27 protein-coding genes are annotated in these 26154 nt (G+C 62.2%); 19 read left to right on the top strand and 8 right to left on the bottom strand.

Annotation, left to right across the window (positions count from 1 at the left end):
* Positions 1–32 precede the first annotated feature (32 nt).
* The 7 genes from Q7U49_RS12030 to Q7U49_RS12000 all read left to right on the top strand — a co-directional run bounded on the left by Q7U49_RS12030 (position 33) and on the right by Q7U49_RS12000 (position 5596).
* Positions 33–608, top strand: a complete 576-nt coding sequence (locus tag Q7U49_RS12030; protein ID WP_370653998.1) for a phosphatidylglycerophosphatase A — start codon at positions 33–35, stop codon at positions 606–608.
* A gap of 57 nt (positions 609–665) precedes the next feature.
* The gene (locus tag Q7U49_RS12025; RefSeq protein ID WP_304764506.1) at positions 666–1379 is read left to right on the top strand and encodes a nucleotide-binding protein; all 714 of its coding nucleotides are present in this window, start codon (positions 666–668) and stop codon (positions 1377–1379) included.
* Positions 1380–1386: 7 nt separating this feature from the next.
* Positions 1387–1872, top strand: coding sequence for a CinA family protein (locus Q7U49_RS12020; RefSeq protein ID WP_304764505.1), 486 nt, complete (start codon positions 1387–1389; stop codon positions 1870–1872).
* On the top strand, positions 1869–2522 hold the full coding sequence (locus tag Q7U49_RS12015) for a response regulator transcription factor (RefSeq protein WP_304764504.1): 654 nt from the start codon (positions 1869–1871) through the stop codon (positions 2520–2522). The genes Q7U49_RS12020 and Q7U49_RS12015 overlap by 4 nt, the downstream gene beginning before the upstream one ends.
* 2 nt (positions 2523–2524) lie before the next feature.
* Complete coding sequence (locus Q7U49_RS12010) at positions 2525–4018, top strand: HAMP domain-containing sensor histidine kinase (protein ID WP_304764503.1); 1494 nt, start codon at positions 2525–2527, stop codon at positions 4016–4018.
* Entirely contained in the window at positions 4015–4617 is a 603-nt protein-coding gene (locus tag Q7U49_RS12005; protein ID WP_304764502.1) for a LysE/ArgO family amino acid transporter, read from the top strand. The genes Q7U49_RS12010 and Q7U49_RS12005 overlap by 4 nt, the downstream gene beginning before the upstream one ends.
* A gap of 64 nt (positions 4618–4681) precedes the next feature.
* The gene (locus Q7U49_RS12000; protein WP_304764501.1) at positions 4682–5596 is read left to right on the top strand and encodes an alpha/beta fold hydrolase; all 915 of its coding nucleotides are present in this window, start codon (positions 4682–4684) and stop codon (positions 5594–5596) included.
* Between the two features lie 26 nt (positions 5597–5622).
* On the opposite strand, the gene Q7U49_RS11995 is transcribed toward Q7U49_RS12000, so the two are convergent.
* Both Q7U49_RS11995 and Q7U49_RS11990 read right to left on the bottom strand, forming a co-directional pair.
* Complete coding sequence (locus tag Q7U49_RS11995) at positions 5623–6432, bottom strand: UPF0149 family protein (protein WP_304764500.1); 810 nt, start codon at positions 6430–6432, stop codon at positions 5623–5625.
* 74 nt (positions 6433–6506) lie between these two features.
* Entirely contained in the window at positions 6507–7427 is a 921-nt protein-coding gene (locus tag Q7U49_RS11990) for an SDR family oxidoreductase (RefSeq protein ID WP_304764499.1), read from the bottom strand.
* Between the two features lie 74 nt (positions 7428–7501).
* Between Q7U49_RS11990 and Q7U49_RS11985 the strand changes: the two genes are divergently transcribed.
* Together Q7U49_RS11985 and Q7U49_RS11980 are read left to right on the top strand one after the other, a co-directional pair.
* Positions 7502–8551: a CDP-6-deoxy-delta-3,4-glucoseen reductase gene (locus Q7U49_RS11985; protein WP_304764498.1), complete on the top strand. Its 1050-nt coding sequence runs from the start codon at positions 7502–7504 to the stop codon at positions 8549–8551.
* Between the two features lie 119 nt (positions 8552–8670).
* On the top strand, positions 8671–9318 hold the full coding sequence (locus tag Q7U49_RS11980) for an OmpA family protein (RefSeq protein ID WP_304764497.1): 648 nt from the start codon (positions 8671–8673) through the stop codon (positions 9316–9318).
* Positions 9319–9428: 110 nt separating this feature from the next.
* Here the strand turns inward: Q7U49_RS11980 and Q7U49_RS11975 are convergent, their stop codons facing one another.
* Together Q7U49_RS11975 and xdhC are read right to left on the bottom strand one after the other, a co-directional pair.
* Positions 9429–10655: a urate hydroxylase PuuD gene (locus Q7U49_RS11975; RefSeq protein WP_304764496.1), complete on the bottom strand. Its 1227-nt coding sequence runs from the start codon at positions 10653–10655 to the stop codon at positions 9429–9431.
* Positions 10655–11458 carry a xanthine dehydrogenase accessory protein XdhC gene (gene xdhC, locus Q7U49_RS11970; RefSeq protein ID WP_304764495.1) on the bottom strand — a complete coding sequence of 268 codons (804 nt, stop codon included), beginning with the start codon at positions 11456–11458 and terminating at the stop codon, positions 10655–10657. Before xdhC ends, Q7U49_RS11975 begins: the two co-directional genes overlap by 1 nt.
* A gap of 142 nt (positions 11459–11600) precedes the next feature.
* Here xdhC and Q7U49_RS11965 point away from each other — a divergent pair, with 142 nt between their 5' ends.
* Positions 11601–12131, top strand: coding sequence for a hypothetical protein (locus tag Q7U49_RS11965; RefSeq protein ID WP_304764494.1), 531 nt, complete (start codon positions 11601–11603; stop codon positions 12129–12131).
* Between the two features lie 10 nt (positions 12132–12141).
* Here Q7U49_RS11965 and uraH read toward each other — a convergent pair whose 3' ends face one another.
* Positions 12142–12495 (bottom strand): hydroxyisourate hydrolase, encoded by a 354-nt coding sequence (uraH, locus tag Q7U49_RS11960; protein WP_304764493.1) that lies wholly within the window; start codon positions 12493–12495, stop codon positions 12142–12144.
* A 65-nt stretch (positions 12496–12560) separates the two neighbouring features.
* On the opposite strand from uraH, the gene Q7U49_RS11955 reads away from it, so the two are divergent.
* The 9 genes from Q7U49_RS11955 to Q7U49_RS11915 all read left to right on the top strand — a co-directional run bounded on the left by Q7U49_RS11955 (position 12561) and on the right by Q7U49_RS11915 (position 23401).
* Positions 12561–13274, top strand: coding sequence for a GntR family transcriptional regulator (locus Q7U49_RS11955; protein WP_304764492.1), 714 nt, complete (start codon positions 12561–12563; stop codon positions 13272–13274).
* Positions 13275–13293: 19 nt separating this feature from the next.
* On the top strand, positions 13294–14244 hold the full coding sequence (gene puuE, locus Q7U49_RS11950) for an allantoinase PuuE (RefSeq protein WP_304764491.1): 951 nt from the start codon (positions 13294–13296) through the stop codon (positions 14242–14244).
* Positions 14245–14255: 11 nt separating this feature from the next.
* Positions 14256–16070 (top strand): 2-oxo-4-hydroxy-4-carboxy-5-ureidoimidazoline decarboxylase, encoded by a 1815-nt coding sequence (gene uraD / locus Q7U49_RS11945; protein WP_304764490.1) that lies wholly within the window; start codon positions 14256–14258, stop codon positions 16068–16070.
* A gap of 49 nt (positions 16071–16119) precedes the next feature.
* Entirely contained in the window at positions 16120–17346 is a 1227-nt protein-coding gene (locus tag Q7U49_RS11940) for a M20/M25/M40 family metallo-hydrolase (protein WP_304764489.1), read from the top strand.
* A gap of 87 nt (positions 17347–17433) precedes the next feature.
* Positions 17434–19737, top strand: coding sequence for an NADP-dependent malic enzyme (locus Q7U49_RS11935; RefSeq protein ID WP_304764488.1), 2304 nt, complete (start codon positions 17434–17436; stop codon positions 19735–19737).
* Between the two features lie 182 nt (positions 19738–19919).
* Positions 19920–20948, top strand: a complete 1029-nt coding sequence (locus Q7U49_RS11930) for an ABC transporter substrate-binding protein (protein ID WP_304764487.1) — start codon at positions 19920–19922, stop codon at positions 20946–20948.
* Positions 20949–20951: 3 nt separating this feature from the next.
* Positions 20952–21794: an ABC transporter ATP-binding protein gene (locus Q7U49_RS11925; protein ID WP_304764486.1), complete on the top strand. Its 843-nt coding sequence runs from the start codon at positions 20952–20954 to the stop codon at positions 21792–21794.
* Positions 21791–22558, top strand: a complete 768-nt coding sequence (locus Q7U49_RS11920; protein WP_304764485.1) for an ABC transporter permease — start codon at positions 21791–21793, stop codon at positions 22556–22558. Before Q7U49_RS11925 ends, Q7U49_RS11920 begins: the two co-directional genes overlap by 4 nt.
* 12 nt (positions 22559–22570) lie before the next feature.
* Complete coding sequence (locus Q7U49_RS11915) at positions 22571–23401, top strand: urease accessory protein UreD (protein WP_304764484.1); 831 nt, start codon at positions 22571–22573, stop codon at positions 23399–23401.
* A 58-nt stretch (positions 23402–23459) separates the two neighbouring features.
* Here Q7U49_RS11915 and urtE read toward each other — a convergent pair whose 3' ends face one another.
* From urtE to urtC, 3 genes are read right to left on the bottom strand one after another with little or no spacing between them, the layout of a single operon-like run.
* On the bottom strand, positions 23460–24152 hold the full coding sequence (gene urtE, locus Q7U49_RS11910; RefSeq protein ID WP_304764483.1) for an urea ABC transporter ATP-binding subunit UrtE: 693 nt from the start codon (positions 24150–24152) through the stop codon (positions 23460–23462).
* Between the two features lie 13 nt (positions 24153–24165).
* Positions 24166–25047, bottom strand: coding sequence for an urea ABC transporter ATP-binding protein UrtD (gene urtD / locus Q7U49_RS11905; RefSeq protein ID WP_304764482.1), 882 nt, complete (start codon positions 25045–25047; stop codon positions 24166–24168).
* Positions 25044–26153, bottom strand: coding sequence for an urea ABC transporter permease subunit UrtC (gene urtC, locus Q7U49_RS11900; protein ID WP_304764481.1), 1110 nt, complete (start codon positions 26151–26153; stop codon positions 25044–25046). Before urtC ends, urtD begins: the two co-directional genes overlap by 4 nt.
* Position 26154: the final 1 nt, after the last annotated feature.

Here is a 26154-nt window from a genome sequence, read left to right as displayed (position 1 = left end):
AGCGGATCAAGCGCAGCCTCGATAATCCAACCATGCTTGATCCCGAGTCTGTGCTTGAAATACCGCCTGTCACGGCCCGTCCGCTGGGCCCGGTGGTGCCGACCGGCCGTTTCATGATGGCGCACCCGGCCCATGTGATGGCGCTGGGCTTTGGCTCCGGGCTCAGTCCCAAGGCCCCCGGCACCATGGGCACGCTCTGGGCCTGGGCGCTGTTCGTGCTGCTACAAGACCGCCTGACCGAGTCGCAATGGGGCTGGCTGATTGTCGTCAGCATTCTGGCTGGCTGGTGGGTCTGCACGGTCACCGCCAGACACCTGCGCACGCTGGATCCCAGCAGCATCGTGTGGGACGAAATTGCCGCTTTCTGGCTGGTGCTGTGGCTGGTGAGCCCGACCAGCTTTTGGGAGCAGTTGGCAGCCTTTGTCTTGTTCCGCTTCTTTGATGCCGTCAAACCCGGGCCAGTGGCCTGGGCCGATCAGCTCTACCACCAGGTCGACCCCCACACCGACCCCGGCGCCTGGCGCAAGGCGGGCTGGGGCATCATGCTCGACGATCTGGTCGCGGCCTTTTGCACCTTGTTGGTGCTGGCGCTTTGGCGCGCCTGGTAGCACCCTTGCGTCCCAGGCTGCTATGCTTTGTTCCTTTCACAAAACCGTCCAGACCCCATGAAACACTTTATTGCCACCAGTCTCATCGTCGCCGCATCGTTCACCGCTTGGGCAGCGGACCCCCTGGCCAGCAAGGCACAAGCCAAGGGGGTGGTCAGTGGCGAAGTCATGGAGGTCAAGAACGTCGACAGCTACACCTACCTGCGGCTGAAGACCAAAGACGGCGAGACCTGGGTGGCCGTCAGCACCGCCGCAGTCAAAAAAGGCGCCACGGTCACGATTGAAAACACCATGGTCATGAACAATTTCGAAAGCAAAACACTCAAGAAAACCTTCCCGACCATCATCTTCGGCAGCCTGGGCGGCGCCGCTGGTGCTGCCAGCCCGAGCGCCCTCGGCTCAAAGATGGCCATGCTCACGGCGCCAGATGCGGCCCCCATCAAGGTGGACAAGGCCACTGGCGCCAACGCCTACACGGTGGCTGATGTCGTGAGCAAATCAGTCCAGCTCAAGGACAAGCCGGTCAAGGTCAATGGCCAGGTGGTGAAATACAACGCCGGCATCATGGGCAAAAACTGGGTTCATCTGCGCGACGGTTCCGGCACCTCCGCCAAAAATGACAACGACATCCTGGTGACCACCGCGGCATCTGCCAAAGTGGGCGACCTTGTGACCGCGTCGGGTGTGGTGCGCAACGACAAGGACTTCGGTGCGGGCTACAGCTACAAGGTGCTGATTGAAGAAGCCACCCTGGCCCCCCTCAAGAAATAGGCACCCCATGTTGGAAAGTTGCGCACTGCTGGCACCTCTGCTGTTGCGCAAGGGCTGGTTTTTAACGACTGCCGAGAGTTGCACCGGCGGCCTGATCGCCGCCACTTGCACTGAGCTGGCGGGATCAAGCCACTGGTTTGAGCGCGGCTTTGTCACCTATTCCAACGCCGCCAAATGTGAATTGCTCGGCGTCGATGCGGCGCTGATCGAGCGCCATGGGGCGGTCAGCGAAGCCGTTGCGCGGGCCATGGCGGTGGGTGCGCTGGTCCATTCACACGCGCAGGCGGCCATCGCCGTGACCGGCGTGGCGGGTCCCTCGGGCGGCAGCGCGGACAAACCGGTGGGCACCGTGTGGCTGGCCTGGGCGACCCCTTCGGGCGTGATCAGCGAACTGAAGCACTTCGACGGCGGCCGCTCGGCGGTGCGACAAGCCACGGTGCAGCTGGCCCTGAACCGGCTCATCGAACTCCTCCAGACGGAAAACCCATCATGAAGCTGCTGATTGTTGAAGATGACCTGATGATGGGCGCGGGTCTGCAGGCCGCCCTCAAAAACGCCGGATTTGATGCGCACTGGGTCACGGATGGGCAGGCGGCATTCGAGTTGTTGACCCAATCTTTTTTTCGCGTTGCGGTGCTCGACATCAGCCTGCCTGGCCTGGACGGGATGGCCTTGCTGAAAAAACTCCGGGCCAGCGGCAGTTCCATGCCGGTGCTGATGCTGACGGCCCGCGACACCACGCGCGACAAGGTGATGTGCTTTGAGGCCGGTGCCGACGACTTCCTGGTCAAAACCACCGACATGGAAGAGCTGATTGCGCGCCTGCGCGCCCTGGTGCGCCGGGCCGGCTACGTGGGGCGCCTTTGCGTCGGCAAGCTGACGCTGGATTCGGACACCCTCGTGGTCACGAAAGAGGGCAAGTTACTGAGTCTCTCTAACCGCGAGTTCGAACTGCTGCGGGTGCTGATGGAGGGGGCCGGGCAAGTCATTTCGCGCAGCCGCCTGGAAGAGTCCGTGTTCGGCGCCAACCGCACCAGTGACAGCAACGTGCTTGAAGTTCACATTCACAACCTGCGGCAAAAAATTGGCGACAGCAGCCTGAAGACGGTGCGCGGGGTAGGCTACTCACTGCTCAAGCCATGACCATGGCTGGTCGCTCCCACATCACCCTCAGCCACCGTCTGCTGGTGGCGCTGGGGGTGGTCAGCTTTCTGTTCTGGGCGGTCATGACCACGCTGTCGACGCGGGACAACATCACCCAGGTCAACGAGCTTTACGACGTGCATCTGGCGCATACCGCCAAGGCCTTTCTGCAAATGATGGACCCGGATCACAACGAAGAGTTTTTTCCCACCACCATGTCATCTGCGGCGATTGATCGGCTCTTCAACAGCTGGCCTGAACTGCCCAACCGCGCAAGCATTTTCAAGAACCCAGCAGCTCCGCCAGAGAACGTCAGCAGCGCGCCACCCGGCCCCAAGGTGCAGCCCGACATCAGGCCACCGGGCTCCAGGAAAACACAATACGGCAGCAGTCTGCGTTACCAATTGTGGCGTGATGACGGCCATTTGCTGTTTCGCTCGGACAACGCGCCACTGGACAGAATGACCAAAACCATGGGCTATTCGGACAACGCAGATGAACAAGGCAAGGGTTGGCGCAACTACCATGTTCACGACACCAGCCACGGCGTGAAAATCATCGTCTCGGAGCCCCACGATTTCCGGGCCAAGTTGGTGCGCAACATGGTCATTGCCGCCGCCACGCCGCTGGCGCTCGGGCTGCCGGTGCTCTTCCTGTTGCTGTGGTTTTCCATTCGCAAGGGACTGCACCCGCTGGCCACCCTGAGCCAGGAAATCAGCAAAAGACAACCCAACAACCTGACGCTGATTGACGCCCGGTCGGTGCCAGATGAGGTGCAACCCATCGTCACCGCCCTGAACGACCTGCTCACCCGCATGGGGCAGACCCTGGACCATGAGCGCCGTTTCACCGACGATGCCGCCCACCAGCTGCGCACGCCATTGGCGGCCATTCAGGCGCAGCTGTACGTCGCACGCCACACCCAGGCCGAGGCGCCGCGCCAGCTAGCGCTTGAACAGATGCAGCACAGCGTGGAACGCGGCATTCGCCTGGTCAATCAGCTGCTGACGCTGGCGCGGCTCGACCCCAAGCAGGCCCGGCCAGAATTTCAAAGCCTCCGTCTTGAAAAAATTGCCGAGACCATTTGCGCCGAACTGGCGCCCCTGGCCTTGCAGCGCGAGCAAAGTCTGGAACTGGTTGCCGAGCCCGACTTGCCGCCAGTCAGCGGCAATGCCGACATGCTGGCCATGCTGCTCTCCAACCTGGTGGACAACGCCATTCACTACACGCCCCGCGGTGGCAACATCCTCATCGACCTTCAAGCCGATGGCTCGGGCGTCCAGCTGTCGGTCTGCGACGACGGCCCCGGCATCGCGCCCGGCCAGCGTCACCAGGTTTTTGAGCGTTTTTACCGCATCGCCGAGCAAAGCCAGCCTGGCACGGGCCTGGGCTTGGCGATCTGCAAACGCGTGGCCGACCTGCACCATGCCAGCCTGACACTCGCGGACGGCCTGGCTGGCCGCGGACTCTGCGTGCGCCTGCACCTGACCCCTTGAGCCTGGACTTCTTCAGTGGCTTTGCCACCGGGCTGGCGCTGATCGTGGCGATCGGTTCACAAAACGCCTATGTGCTGCGCCAGGGCATTTTGCGCCAGCATGTGCTGCCCCTGGTGCTGTTTTGCGGGCTGTCTGACGCGCTGCTGATTCTGGCCGGCATTGGCGGCGCCGGCCTGCTGGTGCGCGACAACCCTTTGCTGATGACGCTCACGCGCTACGGCGGCGCCTTGTTTCTGCTGACCTATGGCGTGCTGGCCGCGCGGCGCGCCTGGCAGGGCGAACCCATGCAAGTGAGCAAAAATGGCGGGGCCACCCTGACGGCAGCGCTGGCCGCCTGCTTTGCCTTCACCTTTTTGAACCCGCACGTGTACCTGGATACCGTGGTGCTGCTCGGTGCCCTGGCCAACCAGCGCCCCGACCCTGGCCGCTGGATCTTTGGTGCCGGTGCCGTCAGCGCCAGTCTGTGCTGGTTTGCCGCCTTGGGTTTTGGTGCGCGGTTTCTGGCCCCGCTGTTTGCCACCGCGCGCGCCTGGCAGGTGCTTGACGCGCTGATTGCCGTGACCATGTGGGTGCTGGCAACCCTGCTGTTGCAGGGGTAAGCTGGCAAAACGGTGCCGGCCGCCCCTGATTTGACATGATCCACGCTTTGCAAGGAGTGCCCTCATGAACTGGTTTGAAGACTTTGAAACGCGTCACTTCGACGTCAATGGTGCGCGCATTTTTGCCCGCGTCTCGCGCGGCGCGCAGGGCGGGCGTCCGGCCTTGCTGCTCTTGCACGGCTTTCCGCAAAGCCACGTCATGTGGCACCGGGTGGCCAAACACCTGCAGCAGGATTTTTACCTGGTGCTGCCCGATCTGCGGGGTTATGGTGACTCCAGCAAGGCACCGGGTCTGCCTGACCACAGCAATTACAGCAAACGCACGCTGGCACAGGACATGCTGGAAGTGGTGGACGCATTGGACGTGGCAAGCTTCTTTTTATGCGGGCATGACCGTGGCGGCCGTGTCGCTCACCGGCTGGCGCTGGACCACCCCGCACGGGTGCAAAAACTGTGCGTGATCGACATTGCACCGACGCTGGACATGTACGCGGCCACAGACTTCGAGTTCGCCAAGGCCTATTACCACTGGTTTCACCTGATCCAGCCCGCGCCCTTGCCCGAGGCCATGATCGGCGGCAATCCGCTGGCCTATTTACACGCCAAGCTGGGCGGCTGGGGCGCCACCAGCTTGGACCACATCGAGCCTGCAGTCTTGGCGGAATATGAGCGCTGCTTTATCCAGGCTGACACCCTCCACGCCATGTGCGAAGACTACCGCGCCAGCGCCAGCATTGACCTGGACCATGACCGCGCCAGCCGGGCGCAGGGTCAAAAAATAGCTTGCGACACGCTGGTGCTATGGGGTGCGCGCGGCGTGGTGCAGCGCCTGTTCCAGCCGCTGGCCCTATGGCAGGCGCAGTGCGCTGGCCAAGTCACGGGGCAGGCCATGGAGGCCGGGCATTTCATCCCCGAGGAATTACCCCGGGAGACGGCGGCGCTGTTGCGGCAGTTTTTTGCGCCCGCCCTGGTCGACTGAAGTCGACCCCACAAAAAAAACAAGCCTCAGGCGCCACAACATTTTTTGTATTTTTTGCCGCTGCCGCAGGAACAGGGGTCGTTGCGGCCGGGTTTGACCTCGGCGTGCACGGTTTCCACGCGCGGGCCGATGTTGCGCCACAGCTCGCGCAAGTCGTACACCGCCCACATGGCATCGGCAAAGTCATTGAGACGCTGCTCGCTGATGGTCGGAACACCATCGTCCTCGAAAGCCGCCACCGTCGGGGTGTCGGTGTCGTCCTCGGTCACCGCCACGATGCATTCCAGCGCGGCATCGAGCACCTTGGCGGCGTCCTTGTCGCGCGGCGGCGCCCATTCCTCGGGCCAGCTTTCGACCGCGTACATAAAGCCAATGGCCCAGATCTGGCCAAAGGAGGGAATCGGCGCATCACCCATTTCAGCGCGCTGCTCCTCGGGCAGGGCGGCAATGGCGCCGCGCAAGTCCATCACCTCGGGCTGGTAGGCGCGCTCGTCATCGAGCGACTCCACGTCGACGTTGAGGGCTGCAGCGACTTCGTTCCAGCGCCGCATCCAGAGGTCAAAAAAGCGTTTGAACTGGGCTTCGTCGGCAAACAGCGGCGTTTCGCTGTCATCTTCCAGATCCAGCAGCACCGAAAAATACTCGGTCGGACTGATCACGCGGCGGCAGCACACCAGCGCGGCCATGAAACCTTCGCAAAACTCCCATTGCGGGGTTTCGTCAAAGCGCGTACGCAGGTCGTCCAGAAGGGTGTCGAGTTCGTCAAAATCGGCGGACTCAAGAGGGACAGCGGCGGCTTCGGCATTGCCAGGAACTGGCGTAATCGTATTTATCATGACGCAGGTATGAGAGTATGTAAGTGGCCCTATTCTGCCCTGAGCAGCAAGCCACCGTTCCGGCAAACCCAGTGTTACACGACTTTTGCCTCGCTCAAACCCTGCGCCACCGTGGCATAGCGCAGCGCCACGCGCAGCTCGGCCTTGAGCCGGGTGTTGTCCATGCGGCGTGACTCGCTCATGAAGCTCAGCAGCAGCAATGGCAACTGCGCTGTGGCCGTGTCGCGCGGCACCCGGGGCGGCCTTGGCAGGCCGTACAGGTCGGCGGCCAGGTCAAAGTAGTCGCCCATCTTCAGGCAGGTGTCGTCATTGACGTTATAGACCCGTCCGGGCCGACCTCGCCACAGGGCCGCAATGCAGGCGCGCGCCAGGTCGTCAGCGTGGATGTGGTTGGTATAAACATCGTCACTGGCTTGCAGCACCGGCGTGCCCTTGAGCAGTCGCTCGCGCGGCGTGCCGCCCTCGCGGTCGGGCGCGTAGATGCCCGGAATGCGCAAAATGTTGACCGGTACCTTTGCAGCGCGGCCAAAGTGCCGGATGCGCCGTTCGGCATCAATGCGCCGTTGCGCCCGCGCGGTGGCCGCATTGAGGGCGCGCCCCTCGGTGACCACGTCCCCCTGGCAGTCGCCATAAACACCGCTGGTGGAGCCGTAGACCAGGCTTTGCAAGGACGAGCGCCGGCGCAGCACCTGCAGCAGCGTCTGGGTGCGCGGGTCTTGCGGCCCGCTACCGGGCGGTGGCGCCAGGTGCACTACACGCGTGGCCAGGCCGCTCAGGCGCTTGAGGCTGGCGGGCTTGTCCAGATTACCCAGCAGCGGCGTGATGCCCAAGGCCCGCAGCTCCGCCACACGCGCGGTCTGCGAGGTGAGCGCCAGCAAGCGCACCCGCGGGCCCAGTTGGCGCGCCACACGCAGACCGACGTCACCACACCCGACCAGCAACAGGCGCTCGCGCCGGAAACGCGCCGGCAAAGTTCCGGGGCGAGTGGCGTACATGAGCGTATGGGGGCTTCGCAGTGCAGGCAAAATTGACTCCTTTTAAAAACTGAATGTTTGAGGATAACCACAATATGACCGGCAACGCCAGCCCTAGTGCTTTTCAGATCACCATCGAACCCAGCGGCCGCACGTTCACCACGCCGGCGGACGAAACCATCCTGGCAGCCGGTATTGCGCAGGGCGTCAACCTGCCCTACGGTTGCAAGGACGGCGCTTGCGGCTCGTGCAAATGCAAAAAGCTCAGCGGCAGCGTGCGCCACGGCACGCACCAGAGCAAGGCCCTCAGCGAGGCCGAAGAAGCCCAGGGTTTTGTGCTGACCTGCTGCGCCAGCCCATTAAGCGACGTGGTGCTGGAGTCGCGTCAGGTGACGCTGGCCGGCGCCTTTGCCATCAAGAAAATGCCCACGCGCATCAAGTTGATGGAGAAAAAATCACCCGATGTGATGCGCCTGCTGCTGCAAATGCCGGCCAACGACCGCTTTGCCTACCATGCCGGCCAGTACATCGAATTTTTACTGCAGGGCGGCGTGCGCCGAAGTTACTCCATGGCCAGCGCACCGCAGCTGATCGAGCAGGGGCTGGAGCTGCACATTCGCCACATGCCGGGCGGCCTGTTCACCGACCAGGTTTTTGGCAGCATGAAGGAGCGCGACATCTTGCGCATTGAAGGCCCTTTTGGCAGCTTTTACCTGCGCGATGACAGCGACAAGCCGATTATTCTGCTGGCTTCGGGCACCGGCTTTGCCCCGGTCAAGGCCATCATCGAGCACATGCAGTTCAAGGGCATCAGACGCCCGGTCACGCTGTACTGGGGTGGCCGCCGTCCCTTCGACCTCTACATGGATGACTGGGTACAAGCCAAATTGGCCGAAATGGCGAATCTGCGCTATGTGCCGGTGGTGTCCAACGCGCTGGCGGAAGACCACTGGCAGGGGCGCACCGGTTTTGTCCACCGCGCGGTGCTGCAGGACCTGCCCGACCTGAGCGGCCACCAGGTTTATGCCTGCGGTGCGCCCATTGTGGTGGACTCGGCGCGTGCCGACTACCTGGCCGCCGGTTTGCCAGAAGATGAGTTCTATGCCGATGCATTTACCTCGGAGGCGGACAAGGTGACAGCGTGATTCCATGTGGATTCTCAAGCCATGCTTACATTTTGATACCCAATGTGGGCCAACGCACAAACCAAAGCGCAGCGTCACTGGTATAAATTGGCTTTGTAAATAAACCTGAAGGAAGCACCATGACAAACCTGAAATTTCGCGGTCGCCCGGCACTTGCCGCTCTGAGCGCTGCCCTGATTCTGCTGACCGGCTGTGCCAACATGTCGGATGCCCAACGCAGCTCCGCCATTGGCGCAGGTGTGGGTGCGCTGGCAGGGGCGGCCATCGGCGACAGCAGCAAGTCGGCGGTCATTGGCGCTGGCGTGGGCGCACTGGGTGGCTACATCTGGTCGACCCAGATGGCACAGAAAAAAGCGGCCATGGAGCAGGCCACCGCGGGCACCGGCGTGGACGTGACGCAAACCGCTGACAACCAGCTCAAGCTCAACATCCCGAGCGATATCTCGTTTGACGTCAACAGCGCGGTCATCAAGCCCAACCTGCGTCCCATCTTGGACCAGTTTGCCCAAGGCCTGGCCAATCAGCCCAACACTGAAATCCGCATTGTGGGTCACACTGACAGTACCGGCTCGGACGCCATCAACAACCCGCTGTCGGTCAACCGGGCTTCCAGCGCACGCAACTACCTGATTTCACGCGGTGTGAATGGTCAGCGCATCCAGATTGACGGCCGCGGCTCGTACGAGCCCGTCGCCGACAACTACACCGAAGCCGGCCGTGCCAAAAACCGCCGCATCGAGATGTTTTTGGCTGAGCGCGCGCGCTGATAACACGCTGAACGCAGGGCCTTCATCGGCCCAGCCAAAAATGGCGGATCGCAACACGGTCCGCCATTTTTTTGGTTGAATTCGGCCTGCCTCGGTGGGCGTGAAAAGCCTCAATCGACCTTGGCGCCGGTCTCAAACCACTGCTTGATCACCATGCGCTCGGCTTCCGAGATACCCGTGGTGTTGGTCATGGGCATGAGCTTGCTGACCACCACCTGTTGGTAGATATTTTGCGCATGCAACTTGACGTTGGCGGCCGAGTCGAGCCGAACGTTTTTCATTTGCACCTGCGCGCCATGGCACAAATAGCAGCGCTGCGCCAGAATGGGTTGCAGCGTGGCGTAAGCAATGGCGCCGCCCACACTGGTATTGACTGCATCAGCGCTAGCCGCCGGCATCGGTTCGACGGGCTCGGGCGCCAGCCAGAGCATGATGACCCCGATCACTGCCACGCCCACGCCAGCATAGGGCCAGGGGTTGCCATTGCGGCCCAGCTTGTAGCCGTGGCGCATGACAAAAAACTGGCGAACCGCGGCTCCGGCAAACATCATGGCGATCAGCACCAGCCAGTTTTGCGGGTGCGTGTAGGTAAAGCTGTAATGGCCGCTGAGCATGGCAAACAGCACCGGCAGCGTGAAGTAGGTGTTGTGCACGCTGCGCTGTTTACCGCGGATGCCGTGGATCGGGTCGACCGGCGCACCGGCCTGGATGGCGGCCACCATTTTTCGCTGGCCCGGAATGATCCAATGCGCCACATTGGCGCTCATGCTGGTGGCCAGCATGGCGCCCACCAGCAAAAAGGCGGCTCGGCCCGCAAACCAGTGGCAGGCCAGCCAGCTCGCCACGCAAACCAGCACCATCACCAGGGCGCCGACGATCGCGTCACCGCTTTTGCGCTGCCCATACAGCCGGCAGATCAGGTCATACAGCAACCAGAACACCACCAAAAACAAAATCGCCACGGTCACCGCCTGCCAGGGCACCCAGTCCATTTTTGATTTGTCGATCAGGTAAGTGCCGGCGCTCCAGAGGTAAGACACGGTGAACAGCGCAAAGCCGGTGAGCCAGGTGCTGTAGCTTTCCCAGTAAAACCAGTGCAGGTGTTTGGGCAACTGCGGCGGCTTGACGGCAAACTTGACCGGGTGATAAAAGCCACCGCCATGCACCGCCCACAATTCGCCGCTGACACCCTGCTTTTTCAGGTCTTCGTCTTCGGGCGGCGTCAGGCTGCTGTCCAGAAAGACAAAGTAAAACGAGGAACCGATCCAGGCGATGGCGGTGACCACATGCGCCCAGCGCAGCAGCAGGTTGAGCCAATCCAAAATATAACTTTCCATCATGCTTCCTTGGTTGAACCACTCAGTTGCAAGAGTTGTGCCGCCACCGCCACGGCAATGACGTCGGGTACCTTGCCAGCAATGTCCGGCACACCGATCGGGCTGGTCACTTGCCCCAGCTCCTGCGCACTGAAGCCACGCTCGGCCAGGCGATGGCGAAAGGTGGCCCATTTGCTTCGGCTGCCGATCAATCCAATGAAGGGCAAATCCGCGTGTAAACGCTGGCGCAGCAAGCAGGCAGCCACCACGTCCAGGTCTTCAGCGTGGCTGAAGCTCATGATCAGCACCCGGGTCCCGGGCGCCAGTCCGGCCACGCCGCGTTGAACCGGGTCGGAATGCTCTGCACAGGCATTGGCGGGCAAGTCTTCAGGAAAAATGCCGTCGCGGCTGTCCAGCCAATGCACCCGGAACGGCAAGCGGCCCAGCACCTGCACCAGCGCAGTCGCCACATGACCACCACCAAACAAGGCCACAGGCGGCCACAGTGCCCGCTGATCCGAAAAATGCTGGTGCAAGCGGGTGAGGTCCGAGGCACTGACTGGCTCGAATTGCAGCGTGACTTCGCCACCACAGCACTGCCCCAATGACGGCCCCAGAGAAACACGGCGAACCTGCAAGCCGACTTGGCCGCCCAGCTGTGCCCGAGCCTGCTCCATGGCTTGCCACTCCAAATGACCACCACCAATACTGCCAAAAGTGCTGTCAGCAAACACCGCCATCCAGGCGCCCGCCTCACGCGGCACCGAGCCACGATGCGCCTGCACCGAGACCAGCACAGCCGGTTGTGCGCTCAAAAGCTTCAAAAAATGCGCTTCGACAGTCACAATTGATTACCCTTTTAGCGCTAACCCCAAAGACAACCCTGGCTTTTTGAGGCACATTACGGGCTTGTCAGTGGCGGGCAATGTTACAACGCGCAAACCAGTCATTTTTTCGAGACAACACATGAACATATTTGCCTCATTACGCTCCAAGCAGGTTTCGCTGCGCCTGATGGCTGGCATGGCTGCGATTTTGGCCGGCTGTACATCGACACCCTTGCCGCCGCCCCCGCCCTTGCCCGCCCCCGTGGCACCCCCGCCCGCCCCCTTGGTGGTGGCCCCCCCACCCGTGCCTGTGCCTGTGCCCACTTATGTATCGAGCGCCGTCACACCCCGCGCTTACCGACTGGATGCTGCCAGCCACTTGTACGAACGCAATGTGAAGCGCGTGTACCGCGGCAAGATGCCGCCCCTGCTTTACGCTGTGGGTGTGCTGCAGATCGAGGTGGACGGCATGGGCCTGGTCACCAGCACCAGCTGGATGCGCGCGCCCAGTCACGCCCCCGAGGTCATGGCCGAAATCGAGCGTACCGTGCGCCTGGCCGCCCCCTACCCCGCCCCAGTGCGCATGGGCCGTGTCACGTACACCGACACCTGGCTGTGGCACAAAAGTGGCCTGTTCCAGCTCGATACGCTGACCGAGGGGCAGTTGTAACAGCCCCACCTCACGAGCCCCGGTAGGTTGAATAGCTCCACGGACTCACCAGCAGCGGCACGTGGTAATGCTGCTCCGGGGCGGCCACACCAAAGTCCAGACTCACCTGGTTCAAAAAATTGGGCTCTGGCAAAGCCACGCCGCAGGTCTTGAAATACGCCGCCACATCAAACACCAGCCGATAGCTGCCGCGCTGCAATTCGGCAGCACTGAGCAACAGCCCGTCCGGGTTGCGGCCGTCCTGGTTGAGCACAAATTGTTTCAGGCAACGCGCGCCGTCTGGCCCGGTGGCATACAAAGCCACGGCCATGCCTGCGGCCGGCCTGCCATGCATGGTGTCGAGAACATGTGTGCTGAGTCCCATGGTGCTTTCCTTAAAAATTTCACCAAAGTGTATACACTTTTTCTGCAAACGGCTATCATCCCGACATGGCAACCGAACAAATTATTCCCGTCAGCGCGGCAACTTCAAGCACTGACCAGATCGTGGCAGCGCTCACGCAGGCCATCGTGTCACACCGGCTCAAGCCCGGCACCAAGTTGGCCGAGCAAAAAATTGCGAGCCAGTTTGGCGTGTCGCGCACACTGGTGCGCCAGGCCCTGTTTCAGTTGTCGCAGCACCGCCTGATCCGCATGGAGCCGGCCCGCGGCGCCTATGTGGCCAGCCCGTCGGTGGCCGAGGCCAAACAGGTGTTTGCGGTACGCCGCATGCTCGAGCTTGAAACCACGCGCGCCTTTGTGCGCCAGGTCACCGGAAAACAGATCAAGGTGCTGCAAGCCCACATCAAGGCCGAACAAGCCGCCCTGGCGCTCGATGACAACAACGGCCGCAGCCAGCGCAACCAACTGCTGGGCGACTTTCATGTGCGCATGGCCGAGCTCATGGGCAACCAGGTGCTGGCGGAGTTGCTGGGCGAGTTGATCTCGCGCTGCTCACTGATCACGCTGATGTACCAGTCCAGCCGCGCGGCTGAACATTCCAGCGACGAACATGCGCAAATCGTCAAGGCGCTGGCCGCCAAAGACGAAGCCCTGGCGGTGCGCCTGATGGAAGAACACCTGCACCACGTCGAGGCCAACCTCGACTTCGACCCCGCGCCTGCCACTCACGCCATCGACGCCATTGCCAGCGCCTTTAGTTGACTGAATTCCCGCCTTCCCCATGCAACACTACAACAGCACCCTGCCCTACCCGCGCGACCTCCAGGGTTACGGCCCCACGCCGCCTCATGCCCGCTGGCCCGACCAGGCCCGCATTGCGGTGCAGTTTGTCCTCAACTATGAAGAAGGCGGCGAGAACTGCGTGCTGCACGGCGACGCGGGCAGCGAGCAATTTTTGTCCGAGATGGCCAACCCGGCCAGCTACCCGGACCGGCACATCAGCATGGAAGGCATTTACGAATACGGCGCCCGCGCCGGCGTGTGGCGCATCCTGCGCGAGTTTGAGCAGCGCGGCCTGCCGCTCACGGTGTTCGGTGTCAGCATGGCGCTGGAGCGCACCCCCGAACTGGTGCAGGCCTGCCAACAATTGGGCCACGAGATCGCATGCCATGGCTGGCGCTGGATTCATTACCAAAATTTGCCCGAAGACGTGGAGCGCGAGCACATGGCGCGTGGCATGGACATCCTGACGCGGCTGATGGGTGAACGACCTTTGGGCTGGTACACCGGGCGCGACAGCCCCAACACGCGCCGCCTGGTGGCCGACTTTGGCGGTTTTGACTACGACAGTGACTACTACGGCGACGACCTGCCGTTCTGGATGGAAGTGCGCAAGACCAACGGCGAGGTGGTGCCGCAACTGATCGTGCCCTACACGCTGGACTGCAATGACATGCGTTTTGCGCTGCCGCAAGGCTACGCTTACGCCGACCCGTTTTTTCAGTATCTCAAGGACACGTTCGACGCGCTGTATGCCGAGGGCGACCCGGCTGGCCTGGATGCCCCCAAGATGATGAGTGTGGGCATGCACTGCCGCCTGCTGGGGCGCCCCGGGCGCATTGTGGCGCTGCAGCGGTTCCTGGACTACATCGGCCAGCATGACAAGGTGTGGGTGTGCCGGCGCATCGACATTGCCCGGCACTGGCGGGCCACACACCCCTATTCAATTTGAGGCTTGACACCATGCCCCTGACCCTTGATCAACTCAACAGCGCCCCGGCCGATGCGGCCTTGCCACTGCTCGACGGCCTGTACGAACACTCGCCGTGGATCGCCGAGGCAGCGCTGGCACAGCGGCCGTTTGTGTCGCTGGCCCAGCTCAAATTCATCCTGGCGCAAGTGGTCAGCAGTGCCCCGCTCGAAGCCCAGCATGGCCTGATCCGTGCCCACCCGGAGTTGGCGGGCAAGGCCATGGTGAGCCAGAGCCTGACGGCCGAGTCGACCCATGAGCAAAGCAAGGCGGGTCTGACGAACTGCAGCGCCGAAGAATTTGCCCAACTGCAGCAACTCAATGCCGACTACAAGGCCAAGTTTGGCTGGCCCTTCGTTCTGGCGGTGCGCGGCCCGCGCGGCCTGGGCCTGAGCCGGGCCGAAATCATTGCCACCTTTGAGCGGCGCTTGCGCGGCCACCCCGACTTCGAGCTGCAGGAATGCCTGCGCAACATCCACCGCATTGCCGAGATTCGCCTCAATGACAAGTTTGGTGTCAGCCCCGATCTGGGTGACCGGGTGTGGGACTGGCAAGAGCACTTAAGCCAGTACTCAGAGGCGCCCGGTCAACTCACCGTAACCTACCTGACCGACGCCCACCGTGCCTGCGCCGCTTTCATCCGCGAGCAAATGCAGGTTTGCGGCTTTGACCGTGTGGCCGTTGACGCCGTGGGCAATGTGGTGGGACGCTATGACGGGATGACGGCAGGTCAAACCTTGCTCACCGGAAGCCACTACGACACGGTGCGCAACGGCGGCAAATACGACGGCCGCCTTGGCATTTTTGTGCCCATGGCCTGCGTGCATGCGTTGCACCGGGCAGGCCAGCGCCTGCCCTTTGCCATCGAGGTGGTGGCCTTTGCCGAAGAAGAAGGCCAGCGCTTCAAGGCCACCTTTCTGGGCTCGGGCGCGCTCACCGGCGACTTCAACCCGGCCTGGCTCGACCAGCGCGATGCCGACGGGGTGTCGATGCGCAACGCCATGCAGCAGGCGGGGCTGTGCGAGACGAACGAGACCAACACCGTGCTGAAGCGAATTGCCAGCTTGCAGCGCGACCCGGCGCAGTACCTGGGCTTTGTCGAAGTGCACATCGAGCAGGGCCCGGTGCTGAACGCACTGAACCTGCCACTGGGCATCGTCACCTCCATCAACGCCAGCGCGCGTTACCAAGGCGAGGTGGTGGGCACCGCCTGCCACGCCGGCACCACACCCATGAACCAGCGCGCTGACGCCGCCTGCGCCGTGGCCGAATTCATGCTGGCCTGCGAACAACGCGCAAGACAAGACGGTGACTCGGTTGCGACCGTGGGCCAGCTCCTGGTGCCCAACGGCTCGGTCAATGTGGTGCCGGGCCGCTGCCAGTTTTCGCTCGACTTGCGCGCCCCCAGCAACGCGCAGCGTGATGCACTGCAGGTTGACCTGTTGCGCGCCTTGGCCGACATCTGCGCGCAACGCAAGGTCAGCCATCACCTCACCGAATCCATGCGCGCCAGCGCCGCACCAAGCGCGCCGGAGTGGCAAAGCCGCTGGGAAAACGCGGTGGCCAGTCTGGGTCTGCCCATCCACCGCATGCCCAGCGGCGCCGGCCATGACGCCATGAAGCTGCATGACATCATGCCGCAAGCCATGCTGTTTGTGCGCGGCCAGAATGCCGGCATCAGCCACAACCCGCTCGAATCCACCACCAGCGACGACATGCAACTGGCGGTGGCGGCTTTCGGGCACCTGCTGGATCAACTGGCTCAGGTGAGCTCTGTGGGGTCGAATTCATTCGGCCAGGTCGACTGAAGTCGACCCTGCGAAGCCCTGGAACAACAATGACAAAACCTCGATGACCATGACCCCTTACTCCCAACTTGACGCTTGGATCGACGACCACTTTGACGAACAGGTGCGCTTTCTGCAGGAACTCATTCGCGTCCCCACCGACACCCCCCCGGGCAACAACGCGCCCCACGCCGAACGCACGGCCGAATTGCTGCAGGCCATGGGCATTGAGGCCGAAAGGCACCCGGTGCCCGCTGCCGAAGTGCAGGCTGCCGGCCTGCAAAGCATCACCAACCTGATCGTGCGTCACCGTTATGGGGCGGGCGGCAAAACCATTGCGCTCAACGCCCACGGCGACGTGGTGCCCCCGGGCGAGGGCTGGACGCATGCCCCTTACGGCGGCGAGATCGAGAACGGCAAACTGTACGGCCGCGCCAGCGCGGTGAGCAAGTGCGACTTTTCCACCTTCACCTTTGCCATGCGCGCGCTCGAGGCCGTGTGCAAACCGACCAAGGGCAGCATCGAGCTGCTGTTCACCTACGACGAGGAATTTGGCGGTGAGGTGGGCCCGGCCTGGTTGCTGCAACACCAGCTTACCCAACCCGACCTGATGATTGCCGCAGGCTTCAGCTATCAGGTGATCACCGCGCACAACGGCTGCCTGCAACTCGAAGTCACCGTGCACGGCCAGATGGCGCACGCCGCCATTCCCGAATCGGGCGTCGACGCCTTGCAGGCTGCGGTGCAGATTTTGAGCGTGCTGTATGCACAAAACACGCTGTACAAGTCCATCAGCTCAAAAGTTCAGGGCATCAACCATCCTTACCTGAACGTCGGCCTGATCAGCGGCGGCACCAACACCAACGTGGTGCCGGGCACGGTCAGCTTCAAGCTGGACAGGCGCATGATTCCCGAAGAGAACGCCACCGAGGTTGAAGCCAATCTGCGCCAGCTGATTCTTGACACTGCCGCCACACTGCCGGGCATCAGGGTGGATATCAAGCGCATGTTGCTGGCCCATGCCATGCAGCCCATGCCTGGCAACCAACCGCTGGTCGATGCCATTCAGCAACACGGCAAGGCCATTTTTGGTGAAGCCATTCCGGCACTGGGCACACCGCTGTACACCGACGTGCGCCTGTTTGCCCAGGCCGGCATTCCGGGCGTGATTTACGGCGCCGGGCCACGCACCGTACTTGAGTCCCACGCCAAACGCGCCGACGAACGGCTGGAACTGGAAGACCTGCGGCGCGCCACCAAAGTCATTGCCCGCAGCCTGCATGATCTGCTGAGTTGAGTTGGATCAAGCCGCACCCATCCAGTCAAAAAATTGGCCTGCTGCGGGTGTAAAGTGCGTGCCATCCATTTTCATAAGGAGACATCAATGAGCCATGAACTGTCAGACGCCGAACAAGCCCTGGGCGACGCATCGCGCGACTACCACCGCTTTCCCACCCGCGGCAAGATCTCGGTCAACGCCACCAAGCCGCTGGTCAACCAGCGCGACCTGGCGCTGGCCTACTCACCCGGTGTGGCTTACCCCTGCCTCGACATTCAGGCCAACCCGGACCTGGCCTACGACTACACCAGCCGCGGCAATCTGGTGGGGGTGGTCACCAACGGCACGGCGGTGCTGGGCCTGGGCGACATTGGCCCGCTGGCTGGCAAGCCGGTGATGGAGGGCAAGGGCTGCCTGTTCAAAAAATTTGCCGGCATCGATGTGTTCGACATCGAACTGGCCGAACGCGACCCCGACAAACTGGTCGAGATCATTGCCGCACTGGAGCCCACGCTGGGCGGCATCAATCTGGAAGACATCAAGGCGCCCGAATGTTTTTACATTGAAGAGAAACTCAAGGCGCGCATGGGCATCCCGGTGTTCCACGACGACCAGCACGGCACCGCCATCATCAGCAGCGCCGCGCTCATCAACGCCCTGGAATTGGTGGGCAAGAACATCGGTGACGTCAAGGTGGCGGTCTCAGGCGCCGGCGCGGCAGCCATCGCCTGCCTGAACGTGATGATCGGCCTGGGCGTGCAGGTCAAGAACGTGTTCATTTGCGACTCCAAGGGCGTGGTGTACAAAGGCCGTCCCGGCGGCTATGACGCGTCCAAAGCCCGCTTCGAGCAGGACACCAGCGCGCGCACGCTGGCCGATGCCGTCAATGAGGCCGATGTGTTCCTGGGTTGCTCGGCCGCGGGGGTGTTGACGCAAGACATGGTCAAGACCATGGCAAGCCAGCCCATCATCCTGGCACTGGCCAACCCCGAACCTGAAATTCGCCCGGAACTGGCCAAGGCGGTGCGGCCGGACTGCATCATTGCCACCGGCCGCTCGGACTACCCGAACCAGGTCAACAACGTGCTGTGTTTTCCCTATATCTTCCGCGGTGCGCTGGACTGCGGTGCCACTCAGATCACCGAGGAAATGAAACTGGCCTGCGTGCGCGAGATTGCCGAATTGGCCAAAGCCGATATCAGCGAAGAAGTGGCCCATGCCTACGCCGGCCAGGACCTGGCCTTTGGCGTCGACTTCATCATTCCCAAGCCCTTTGACTCGCGCCTGATCCTGCGCATTGCGCCCGCCGTGGCCGCAGCAGCCGAGGCGTCGGGCGTGGCCAAGCGCCCCATCAAGGACATGGACGCTTACCGTCGCCAACTGTCACGCTTCATTTACTCCACCGGCCTGCTGATGGAGCCGGTGTTCAACGCCGCCCGCAATGCGCCCGACAGCGCCAAACGGGTGGCTTACGCCGAAGGTGAAGACGACCGCGTGCTGCGTGCAGCGCAACTCGTGGTCGAAGGCGGGCTGGCACGGCCCATTTTGATTGGCCGCCCGGCCGTCATCGAAGCGCGTATTCTGAAGGCCGGCCTGCGCCTGCAACTGGGCCGTGACTATGACTGCTGCAACCCCGAAGACGACCCGCGTTTTCGTCAGTACTGGGAAACCTACCACCAGGTCATGGGCCGCCATGGGGTCAGCCCCGAGGCTGCCAAGGCCGCCGTGCGCCGCTCCACCACCACCATTGCCGCGCTGATGGTCAAGCTCGGTGATGCCGACGCCATGCTGTGCGGCCTGCATGGCCGCTTTGACGTGCACCTGGACCATGTGCGCGACATCCTGGGCGTCAGACCCGGCGCCTCCGGCTTTGCCACCCTGAATGCGCTGATGCTGGAGCAATACTCCATCTTCGTGGCCGACACCTATGTCAACGAAAGCCCGAGTGCTGAGCAACTGGCCGACATTGCCCGCATGGCCGCCGACGAAGTGCGCCGCTTCGGCATTGCGCCCAAGGTGGCGTTTTTGTCGCATTCCAACTACGGCTCTTCCAAACGTGGCTCGGCCTGCAAAATGCGCCAGGCGCGGGACCTGTTCAAGGCTGCCTGCCCCGACATCGAGTGCGACGGCGAGATGCAGGGCGACGCCGCCTTGTCGGAAGAGATCCGCAACGCCACGCTGATCGGCAACACCCTGAGCGGAGCCGCCAACATCCTGATCTGCCCGAATCTGGACTCGGCCAACATCCTGTTCAATGTGCTCAAGATGACCGGCAGCAACGGCCTCACGGTCGGCCCCATCTTGCTCGGTTCCGCCGCCACCGCGCATGTGCTCAACCCGTCCAGCACCGTGCGCCGCGTCGTCAACATGACCGCGCTGGCGGTGGCCGACGTGAACGCGCTGCGCTGAACGTTAACGTGAAATAAAAATGTCACTGCTAAGGCAGTGACGGGATCGGGCCGGACAGCCAGAACAACGCCCTGTGCACCATGTAAGTGCACAGGGCGTTTATTTTTGTCATGGTCTGGCTCGCAAGGCCTGGCACCTTTATTGCTGTTTGACATGTGTTCACTCAATCCCATGGAGTTCTCATGTCAAAACGCATTTTCCTCAAAACTGTGGCCAGCCTGGCCACTTTGGGCTTTCTGGGCCTGGTCCAGGCCCAAACCACACCGATCAAATTCCAGTTGGACTGGCGCTTTGAGGGCCCCAGCGCGCTGTTTCTGACACCCGCGGCCAAGGGCTACTTCAAGGACGCCAAGCTCGACGTGACGGTGGATGCAGGCAACGGCTCGGGTGGCGCCGTGACCCGCGTCGCCTCTGGGGCCTACGACATGGGTTTTGCCGACCTGGCCGCCGTGATGGAGTTCCACGCCAACAACCCCGACGCGCCCAACAAACCAGTGGCCGTGATGATGGTCTACAACGACACCCCAGCCTCTGTGATGGCCTTGAAGAAGTCCGGCATCAAGACCCCGGCCGACCTGAGCGGCAAAAAAATGGGCGCGCCCGTCTTTGATGCGGGCCGACGCGCGTTTCCGATTTTTGCCAAGGCCAACGCCATCAGTGGCGTGACCTGGACCGCCATGGACCCGCCGCTGCGTGAAACCATGCTGGTGCGCGGCGACGTCGATGCCATCACCGGATTTACCTTCACCTCTCTGTTGAACCTGGAGGCACGCGGCGCCAAGGCCGCTGACGTGGTGGTCATGCCCTACCCGGCGTTTGGCGTCAAGCTGTACGGCAACGCCATCATCGCGTCGCCCAAGCTCATCAAGGAAAACCCCGAAGCCATTAAATCTTTTCTGGCCGCCTTTGCCAAGGGCGCCAAAGACGTGATCGCCAACCCGGGCGCAGCCATCAACGACGTCAAGGCACGCGACGGCATTGTCAACGTGGCACTGGAAACCCGCCGCTTGCAACTGGCCATTGACACCACCATCAACAGCCCGAACGCCCGCGCCGAGGGCTTTGGCCAGGTCAACGGCCCGCGTCTGGCGCTGATGGCGTCGCAAGTATCAGACGCCTTCGGCACCAAAACCCGGGTCAACCCGGATGCGGTCTGGAATGGCAGCTTTTTGCCAACCAAGGCAGTGCTGGATGTGTTGCCGAAGAAATAAGCCATGATGCATCACGAACCCAGCCCCTGGTTTGTCGATTTCTCCGACGTCTGGCTGGCCTACAACGACGAACTGCTGGAACAAAACCAGTTTGCCGTTGAAGCCATCGACATGAAGGTGCGCCAGGGCGAGTTCATCGCCATTGTCGGCCCGTCAGGGTGCGGCAAGTCCACCTTCATGAAGTTGGCCACCGGTTTGAAAATGCCATCGATGGGCAAGATTCACATCGACCAGCAGCCGGTGACCGGACCGCTCAAGATTTCCGGCATGGCGTTTCAGGCACCGTCGCTGCTGCCCTGGCGCACCACCGTGGACAACGTGCTGTTGCCGCTGGAAATTGTCGAGCCCTACCGCAGCCACTTCAAGGCCAAACGCAAAGAGTACGAAGAACGCGCGCGCAGGCTGCTGCAAAAAGTCGGCCTGGGCGGCTATGAGGACAAGTTCCCCTGGCAGCTGTCAGGCGGCATGCAGCAGCGCGCCAGCATTTGCCGCGCCTTGATTCATGAGCCCAAGATGCTGCTGCTTGACGAGCCCTTTGGCGCGCTCGACGCCTTCACCCGCGAGGAGCTTTGGTGCATCCTGCGTGACCTCTGGACCGAGCAGCAGTTCAATGTGATCCTGGTCACCCACGACCTGCGCGAGTCGGTGTTTCTGGCCGACACCGTGTATGTAATGAGCAAGAGTCCGGGCCGTTTTGTCGTCAAGCGCGAGATTGCGCTACCGCGCCCGCGCGACCTGGAGATCACCTACACCACCGAATTTACCGACATCGTGCACGAGCTGCGCGGCCACATTGGTGCCGTGCGCCAAAACGGTGCAGTCAACCAACCCAAGGTGAGCGCATGAACAAAAAACAAATGGAAATCTGGTCACCCTGGCTGCTGCTGCTGGCGGTGCTGGTGCTGTGGCAAATCATCTGTGCGGGTTTCGATGTGTCGGAGTTCATCTTTCCCAGCCCGTGGCGCATCTGGACCCAGTTCTGGGAGTTCCGTGACACCATTGCCGGCCACGCCTGGCGCACTTACTGGGTCACCATGGTGGGCTTTGGCCTGGCGATCGTGGTGGGCGTGCTGCTGGGCTTTTTGATTGGCAGCTCGCGCCTGGCCTATGCCGCCGTGTACCCGCTGATGACGGCGTTCAACGCGCTGCCCAAAGCGGCCTTCGTACCGATCTTGGTGGTCTGGTTTGGCATTGGCGCCGGGCCGGCCATCCTGACCGCGTTCTTGATCAGCTTTTTCCCGATCATGGTCAACATTGCCACCGGCCTGGCCACGCTGGAACCCGAACTGGAAGACGTGCTGCGGGTGCTGGGTGCCAAGCGCTGGGACGTGCTGATCAAGGTGGGCCTGCCGCGTTCGATGCCCTACTTTTACGGCTCGCTCAAGGTCGCCATCACGCTGGCGTTTGTCGGCACCACAGTGAGTGAGATGACGGCTGCCAACGAAGGCATTGGTTACCTGCTGATCTCGGCGGGCTCCAGCATGCAAATGGGCCTGGCCTTTGCCGGCTTGCTCGTGGTGGGTGCCATGGCAATGGCGATGTACGAACTCTTCAGCGCGATTGAAAAACACACCACCGCCTGGGCGCACCGCGGTTCGCAGGACCATTAAGCCAGCTGAGTCATGAGCTGGCACGCCCAACTAGACATCGCCTACCGCCTGGAACAGCAGCGCAGCGTGGCGCGCCACAGTCACGACGGGCCGCTGCGCGTGCTGCAAAGCTTGTACCCTGAGGGTGACGCCATCTGCCACAACGTGCTGGTGCATCCGCCCGGCGGTCTGGTGGGCGGCGACACGCTGGACATGACCATCACGGCCAGCGGCACAGCCCATGGCCTGATCACCACACCGGGTGCCACCCGCTTTTACCGCAGCCTGGGGGAACCCGCAGTGCAACGCACCCGCATCACGCTGCAAGACCAGGCGCGGCTGGAATGGTTGCCCCTGGAAGCCATCGCCTACAACGCCTGCCTGGCAGAAAACCACCTGACTGTGTCGCTGGGACCCGAGGCCGAATTCATGGGCTGGGACCTGACTGCCTTCGGCCTGCCCAGCGCGAACCTGCCGTTCGATGCCGGTCAGTTTTTGCAGCACATCGAAGTGCCCGGTGTCTGGCTGGAGCGTGGCCTGATGCACGCCCATGACCACTGCCTGATGAACGGCCCGCTGGGCTTGGCCGGGCAGCGTTGCATGGCGTCGCTGTTTTTTGTCAGCGGCAGAAAAATGAGCCGTGACCGCCGTGAAGCCGGGCTGGAAATGGCCCGCCAGGTAATCGACTCGCACCCGCTGGGTCAGATGGCCGGCGTCACTTGTCCGAACGAACAGGTGATGGTGCTGCGCGTGCTGGCGCCGCTGGTGGAACCCGCAGCGGACCTGCTGCGCCTGGTGTGGCAGGTCTGGCGACAGCACTTATGGCAATTGACCGCCAGTGTGCCGCGTATCTGGTCGACCTAATCAATTGGGGTCAGAGCACGTCGCTTTGCGAGTGGTCTGACCCGCAAAGTCTCAGGTCTCAAATCGCCACCAGCTGGCGCACGCCGTCGATCTCCATGTTGGCACCCAGCCCCTGGGCGCGCACGGCGCCGCGCTCCATCACCACGTAGTTGTCGGCCAACTCCTGGGCAAAGTCGTAATACTGCTCCACCAGAACAATCGCCATGTCGCCGCGGTCGGCCAGCATACGAATGACACGGCCGATGTCCTTGATGATGCTGGGCTGGATGCCCTCGGTGGGCTCGTCGAGGATCAGCAGCTTGGGGCCGGCCGCGAGCGCGCGGGCAATGGCCAGCTGCTGCTGCTGCCCACCCGACAAGTCGCCACCGCGACGGTGCAGCATCTGCTTCAAGACCGGGAACAACTCGAACAGTTCGGGCGGGATCGGTGTGCTGGCAGGCTTGTAGGCCAGGCCCATGGCCAGGTTTTCCTGCACAGTGAGACGGCCAAAAATTTCACGCCCCTGCGGCACAAAACCGATGCCGGCGCGGGCACGCTCGTACGGCGTGGCGTTGTGAATCGGTTGGCCGTCAAACTCGATGCTGCCGCTTTTGATGGGCACCAGACCCATCAGGCTTTTCAGCAGCGTGGTCTTGCCGACGCCGTTGCGGCCCAGAATCACGGTGACTTTGCCCAAGGTGGCCTGCAGGCTGACGTCGCGCAGGATGTGCGAGCCGCCGTAGTATTGGTTGATGTTTTTGACGTTCAGCATGGGGGTTGCCATCTCAGCGGCCCAGATAGACTTCAATGACGCGCTCATCGGCCTGCACCTGCGCCAGCGTGCCCTGGGCCAGCACCGAGCCGTCGCACAGCACCGTGACGATATCGGAGATGGTGTTGATGAAACTCATGTCGTGCTCCACCACCATCAGCGAGTGTTTGCCCTTGAGGCTCAAGAACAGCTCGGCGGTGCGTTCGGTTTCCTCGTCGGTCATGCCCGCCACCGGTTCGTCGAGCAGCAGCAATTTGGGATCCTGCATCAGCAGCATGCCGATTTCCAGCCACTGCTTTTGGCCATGGCTCAGATTACCGGCCAAGCCGCGCACGCTCTCATTCAGGTGGATCGTGTGCAACACCTCTGCCAGGCGGTCGCTCTGCGCGGAGTCGAGGCGGAAAAACATCGATGACGTGACCGCCTTGTTGGTTTTGAGCGCCAGCTCCAGGTTCTCGAACACACTCAATTGCTCAAACACCGTGGGTTTCTGAAACTTGCGGCCAATGCCCATCTGGGCGATCTCGGATTCCTTGTAGCGCAGCAGGTCGATGGTGCTGCCGAAGAAAACCTGGCCTTCATCGGGGCGCGTCTTGCCGGTGATGATGTCCATCATGGTGGTCTTGCCGGCGCCGTTGGGGCCGATGATGCAGCGCAACTCGCCTGGCGCAATATCGAGGCTCAGCTTGTTGATGGCCTTGAAGCCGTCAAAACTCACACTCACGTCTTCAAGGTAAAGAATACGGCCATGGGTGATGTCCACCTCGCCCGGTGTGGCAAGACGCGAAAAGCCTGCCTGGCGCCCGCCCGACTCGGTCTGCCCGACCCTGACCGTCTGGGCCGCTTGGTAGGCTTCCAGCCGCCTCGCGCCCTGCTCCATCAATTCGGGGGTCATTTCGCACCCCCCTTCAATTTTTTGACCAAGCCCACCACACCATTGGGCAAAAAGAGTGTCACCCCAATGAACAGCAGGCCCAGAAAGTACAGCCAGAATTCTGGGTAGGCCACCGTCAGCCAGCTTTTGGCGCCGTTGACGATGAAGGCGCCCACAATCGGGCCGATCAGCGTGGCGCGTCCGCCCACCGCCGCCCAGATGGCGATCTCGATGGAGTTGGCCGGGCTCATTTCGCTCGGGTTGATGATGCCCACCTGCGGCACATACAGGGCGCCGGCCACGCCGCACATCATGGCCGAAATGGTCCAGATGGTGAGCTTGTAGCCCAGCGGGTTGTAACCACTGAACATGACCCGGGTTTCAGCGTCGCGCACGGCCTGCAGGACGCGGCCAAACTTGCTGCCAATGAGCCAGCGCGCCATCAGAAAGAAAGCCAGCAGCGTGACGCCAGTCAGCACAAACAGGGTCATGCGCATCTCCTGCGTGGCCACCGGAATCCCCAGAATCCGCTTGAAATCGGTGAAGCCGTTGTTGCCGCCAAACCCGGTCTCGTTGCGAAAGAACAGCAGCATGGCGGCAAAGGTCAGGGCCTGGGTGATGATGGAGAAATACACGCCCTTGATGCGCGAACGGAAAGCAAAGTAACCAAAGACAAAGGCCACCAGCCCCGGCACCGCCACGATCAGGATCAGGGTGGCAACAAAGCTGTCTGAAAAAGTCCAGTGCCAGGGCAGCTCTTTCCAGTCCAGGAACACCATGAAGTCCGGCAAGTTGCTTTTGTAATTGCCATCGGTCCCAATCTGGCGCATCAGGTACATGCCCATGACGTAGCCGCCGAGCGCAAAAAACAAGCCGTGGCCCAGGCTCAGGATGCCACTGAAGCCCCAGATCAGGTCCATCGCCAATGCACAAATGGCGTAACACATGATCTTGCCAAGCAGGCCCACGGCGTAGTCGCTCAGATGAAACACACTGTCTGCCGGCACCAGCAAATTGAGCACTGGGGCCACCGCGCAGACCACGATCAGGGCGAGGATGAAGGCGCTCCAGCCGGTGCGGGTGAGCAAGGGGGTCGGCGCAGGGAGTTGAATGGATTGGGTCATCATG

Source organism: Rhodoferax sp. (assembly GCF_030653815.1).
Classification (GTDB): domain Bacteria; phylum Pseudomonadota; class Gammaproteobacteria; order Burkholderiales; family Burkholderiaceae_C; genus Rhodoferax.
Note: the sequence above shows the minus strand (reverse complement) of the source record. Positions and strands in the feature narration are given on the sequence as shown.

Excerpts from the sequence above, each read along its gene's own strand:
- Q7U49_RS11925 (WP_304764486.1), top strand. The coding sequence starts at position 20,952 with ATGATGCATCACGAACCCAGCCCCTGGTTTGTCGATTTCTCCGACGTC.
- Q7U49_RS12025 (WP_304764506.1), top strand. The coding sequence starts at position 666 with ATGAAACACTTTATTGCCACCAGTCTCATCGTCGCCGCATCGTTCACC.
- Q7U49_RS11920 (WP_304764485.1), top strand. The coding sequence starts at position 21,791 with ATGAACAAAAAACAAATGGAAATCTGGTCACCCTGGCTGCTGCTGCTG.
- uraD (WP_304764490.1), top strand. The coding sequence starts at position 14,256 with ATGCCCCTGACCCTTGATCAACTCAACAGCGCCCCGGCCGATGCGGCC.
- Q7U49_RS11980 (WP_304764497.1), top strand. The coding sequence starts at position 8,671 with ATGACAAACCTGAAATTTCGCGGTCGCCCGGCACTTGCCGCTCTGAGC.
- Q7U49_RS11995 (WP_304764500.1), bottom strand. The coding sequence starts at position 6,432 with ATGATAAATACGATTACGCCAGTTCCTGGCAATGCCGAAGCCGCCGCT.
- uraH (WP_304764493.1), bottom strand. The coding sequence starts at position 12,495 with ATGGGACTCAGCACACATGTTCTCGACACCATGCATGGCAGGCCGGCC.
- Q7U49_RS11940 (WP_304764489.1), top strand. The coding sequence starts at position 16,120 with ATGACCCCTTACTCCCAACTTGACGCTTGGATCGACGACCACTTTGAC.
- Q7U49_RS11915 (WP_304764484.1), top strand. The coding sequence starts at position 22,571 with ATGAGCTGGCACGCCCAACTAGACATCGCCTACCGCCTGGAACAGCAG.
- Q7U49_RS11975 (WP_304764496.1), bottom strand. The coding sequence starts at position 10,655 with ATGGAAAGTTATATTTTGGATTGGCTCAACCTGCTGCTGCGCTGGGCG.
- Q7U49_RS12030 (WP_370653998.1), top strand. The coding sequence starts at position 33 with ATGCTTGATCCCGAGTCTGTGCTTGAAATACCGCCTGTCACGGCCCGT.
- Q7U49_RS11965 (WP_304764494.1), top strand. The coding sequence starts at position 11,601 with ATGAACATATTTGCCTCATTACGCTCCAAGCAGGTTTCGCTGCGCCTG.
- Q7U49_RS11930 (WP_304764487.1), top strand. The coding sequence starts at position 19,920 with ATGTCAAAACGCATTTTCCTCAAAACTGTGGCCAGCCTGGCCACTTTG.
- Q7U49_RS12020 (WP_304764505.1), top strand. The coding sequence starts at position 1,387 with ATGTTGGAAAGTTGCGCACTGCTGGCACCTCTGCTGTTGCGCAAGGGC.
- puuE (WP_304764491.1), top strand. The coding sequence starts at position 13,294 with ATGCAACACTACAACAGCACCCTGCCCTACCCGCGCGACCTCCAGGGT.
- urtD (WP_304764482.1), bottom strand. The coding sequence starts at position 25,047 with ATGACCCCCGAATTGATGGAGCAGGGCGCGAGGCGGCTGGAAGCCTAC.
- Q7U49_RS11985 (WP_304764498.1), top strand. The coding sequence starts at position 7,502 with ATGACCGGCAACGCCAGCCCTAGTGCTTTTCAGATCACCATCGAACCC.
- Q7U49_RS11935 (WP_304764488.1), top strand. The coding sequence starts at position 17,434 with ATGAGCCATGAACTGTCAGACGCCGAACAAGCCCTGGGCGACGCATCG.
- urtE (WP_304764483.1), bottom strand. The coding sequence starts at position 24,152 with ATGCTGAACGTCAAAAACATCAACCAATACTACGGCGGCTCGCACATC.
- Q7U49_RS12010 (WP_304764503.1), top strand. The coding sequence starts at position 2,525 with ATGGCTGGTCGCTCCCACATCACCCTCAGCCACCGTCTGCTGGTGGCG.
- Q7U49_RS12000 (WP_304764501.1), top strand. The coding sequence starts at position 4,682 with ATGAACTGGTTTGAAGACTTTGAAACGCGTCACTTCGACGTCAATGGT.
- Q7U49_RS12015 (WP_304764504.1), top strand. The coding sequence starts at position 1,869 with ATGAAGCTGCTGATTGTTGAAGATGACCTGATGATGGGCGCGGGTCTG.
- Q7U49_RS11990 (WP_304764499.1), bottom strand. The coding sequence starts at position 7,427 with ATGTACGCCACTCGCCCCGGAACTTTGCCGGCGCGTTTCCGGCGCGAG.
- urtC (WP_304764481.1), bottom strand. The coding sequence starts at position 26,153 with ATGATGACCCAATCCATTCAACTCCCTGCGCCGACCCCCTTGCTCACC.
- Q7U49_RS11955 (WP_304764492.1), top strand. The coding sequence starts at position 12,561 with ATGGCAACCGAACAAATTATTCCCGTCAGCGCGGCAACTTCAAGCACT.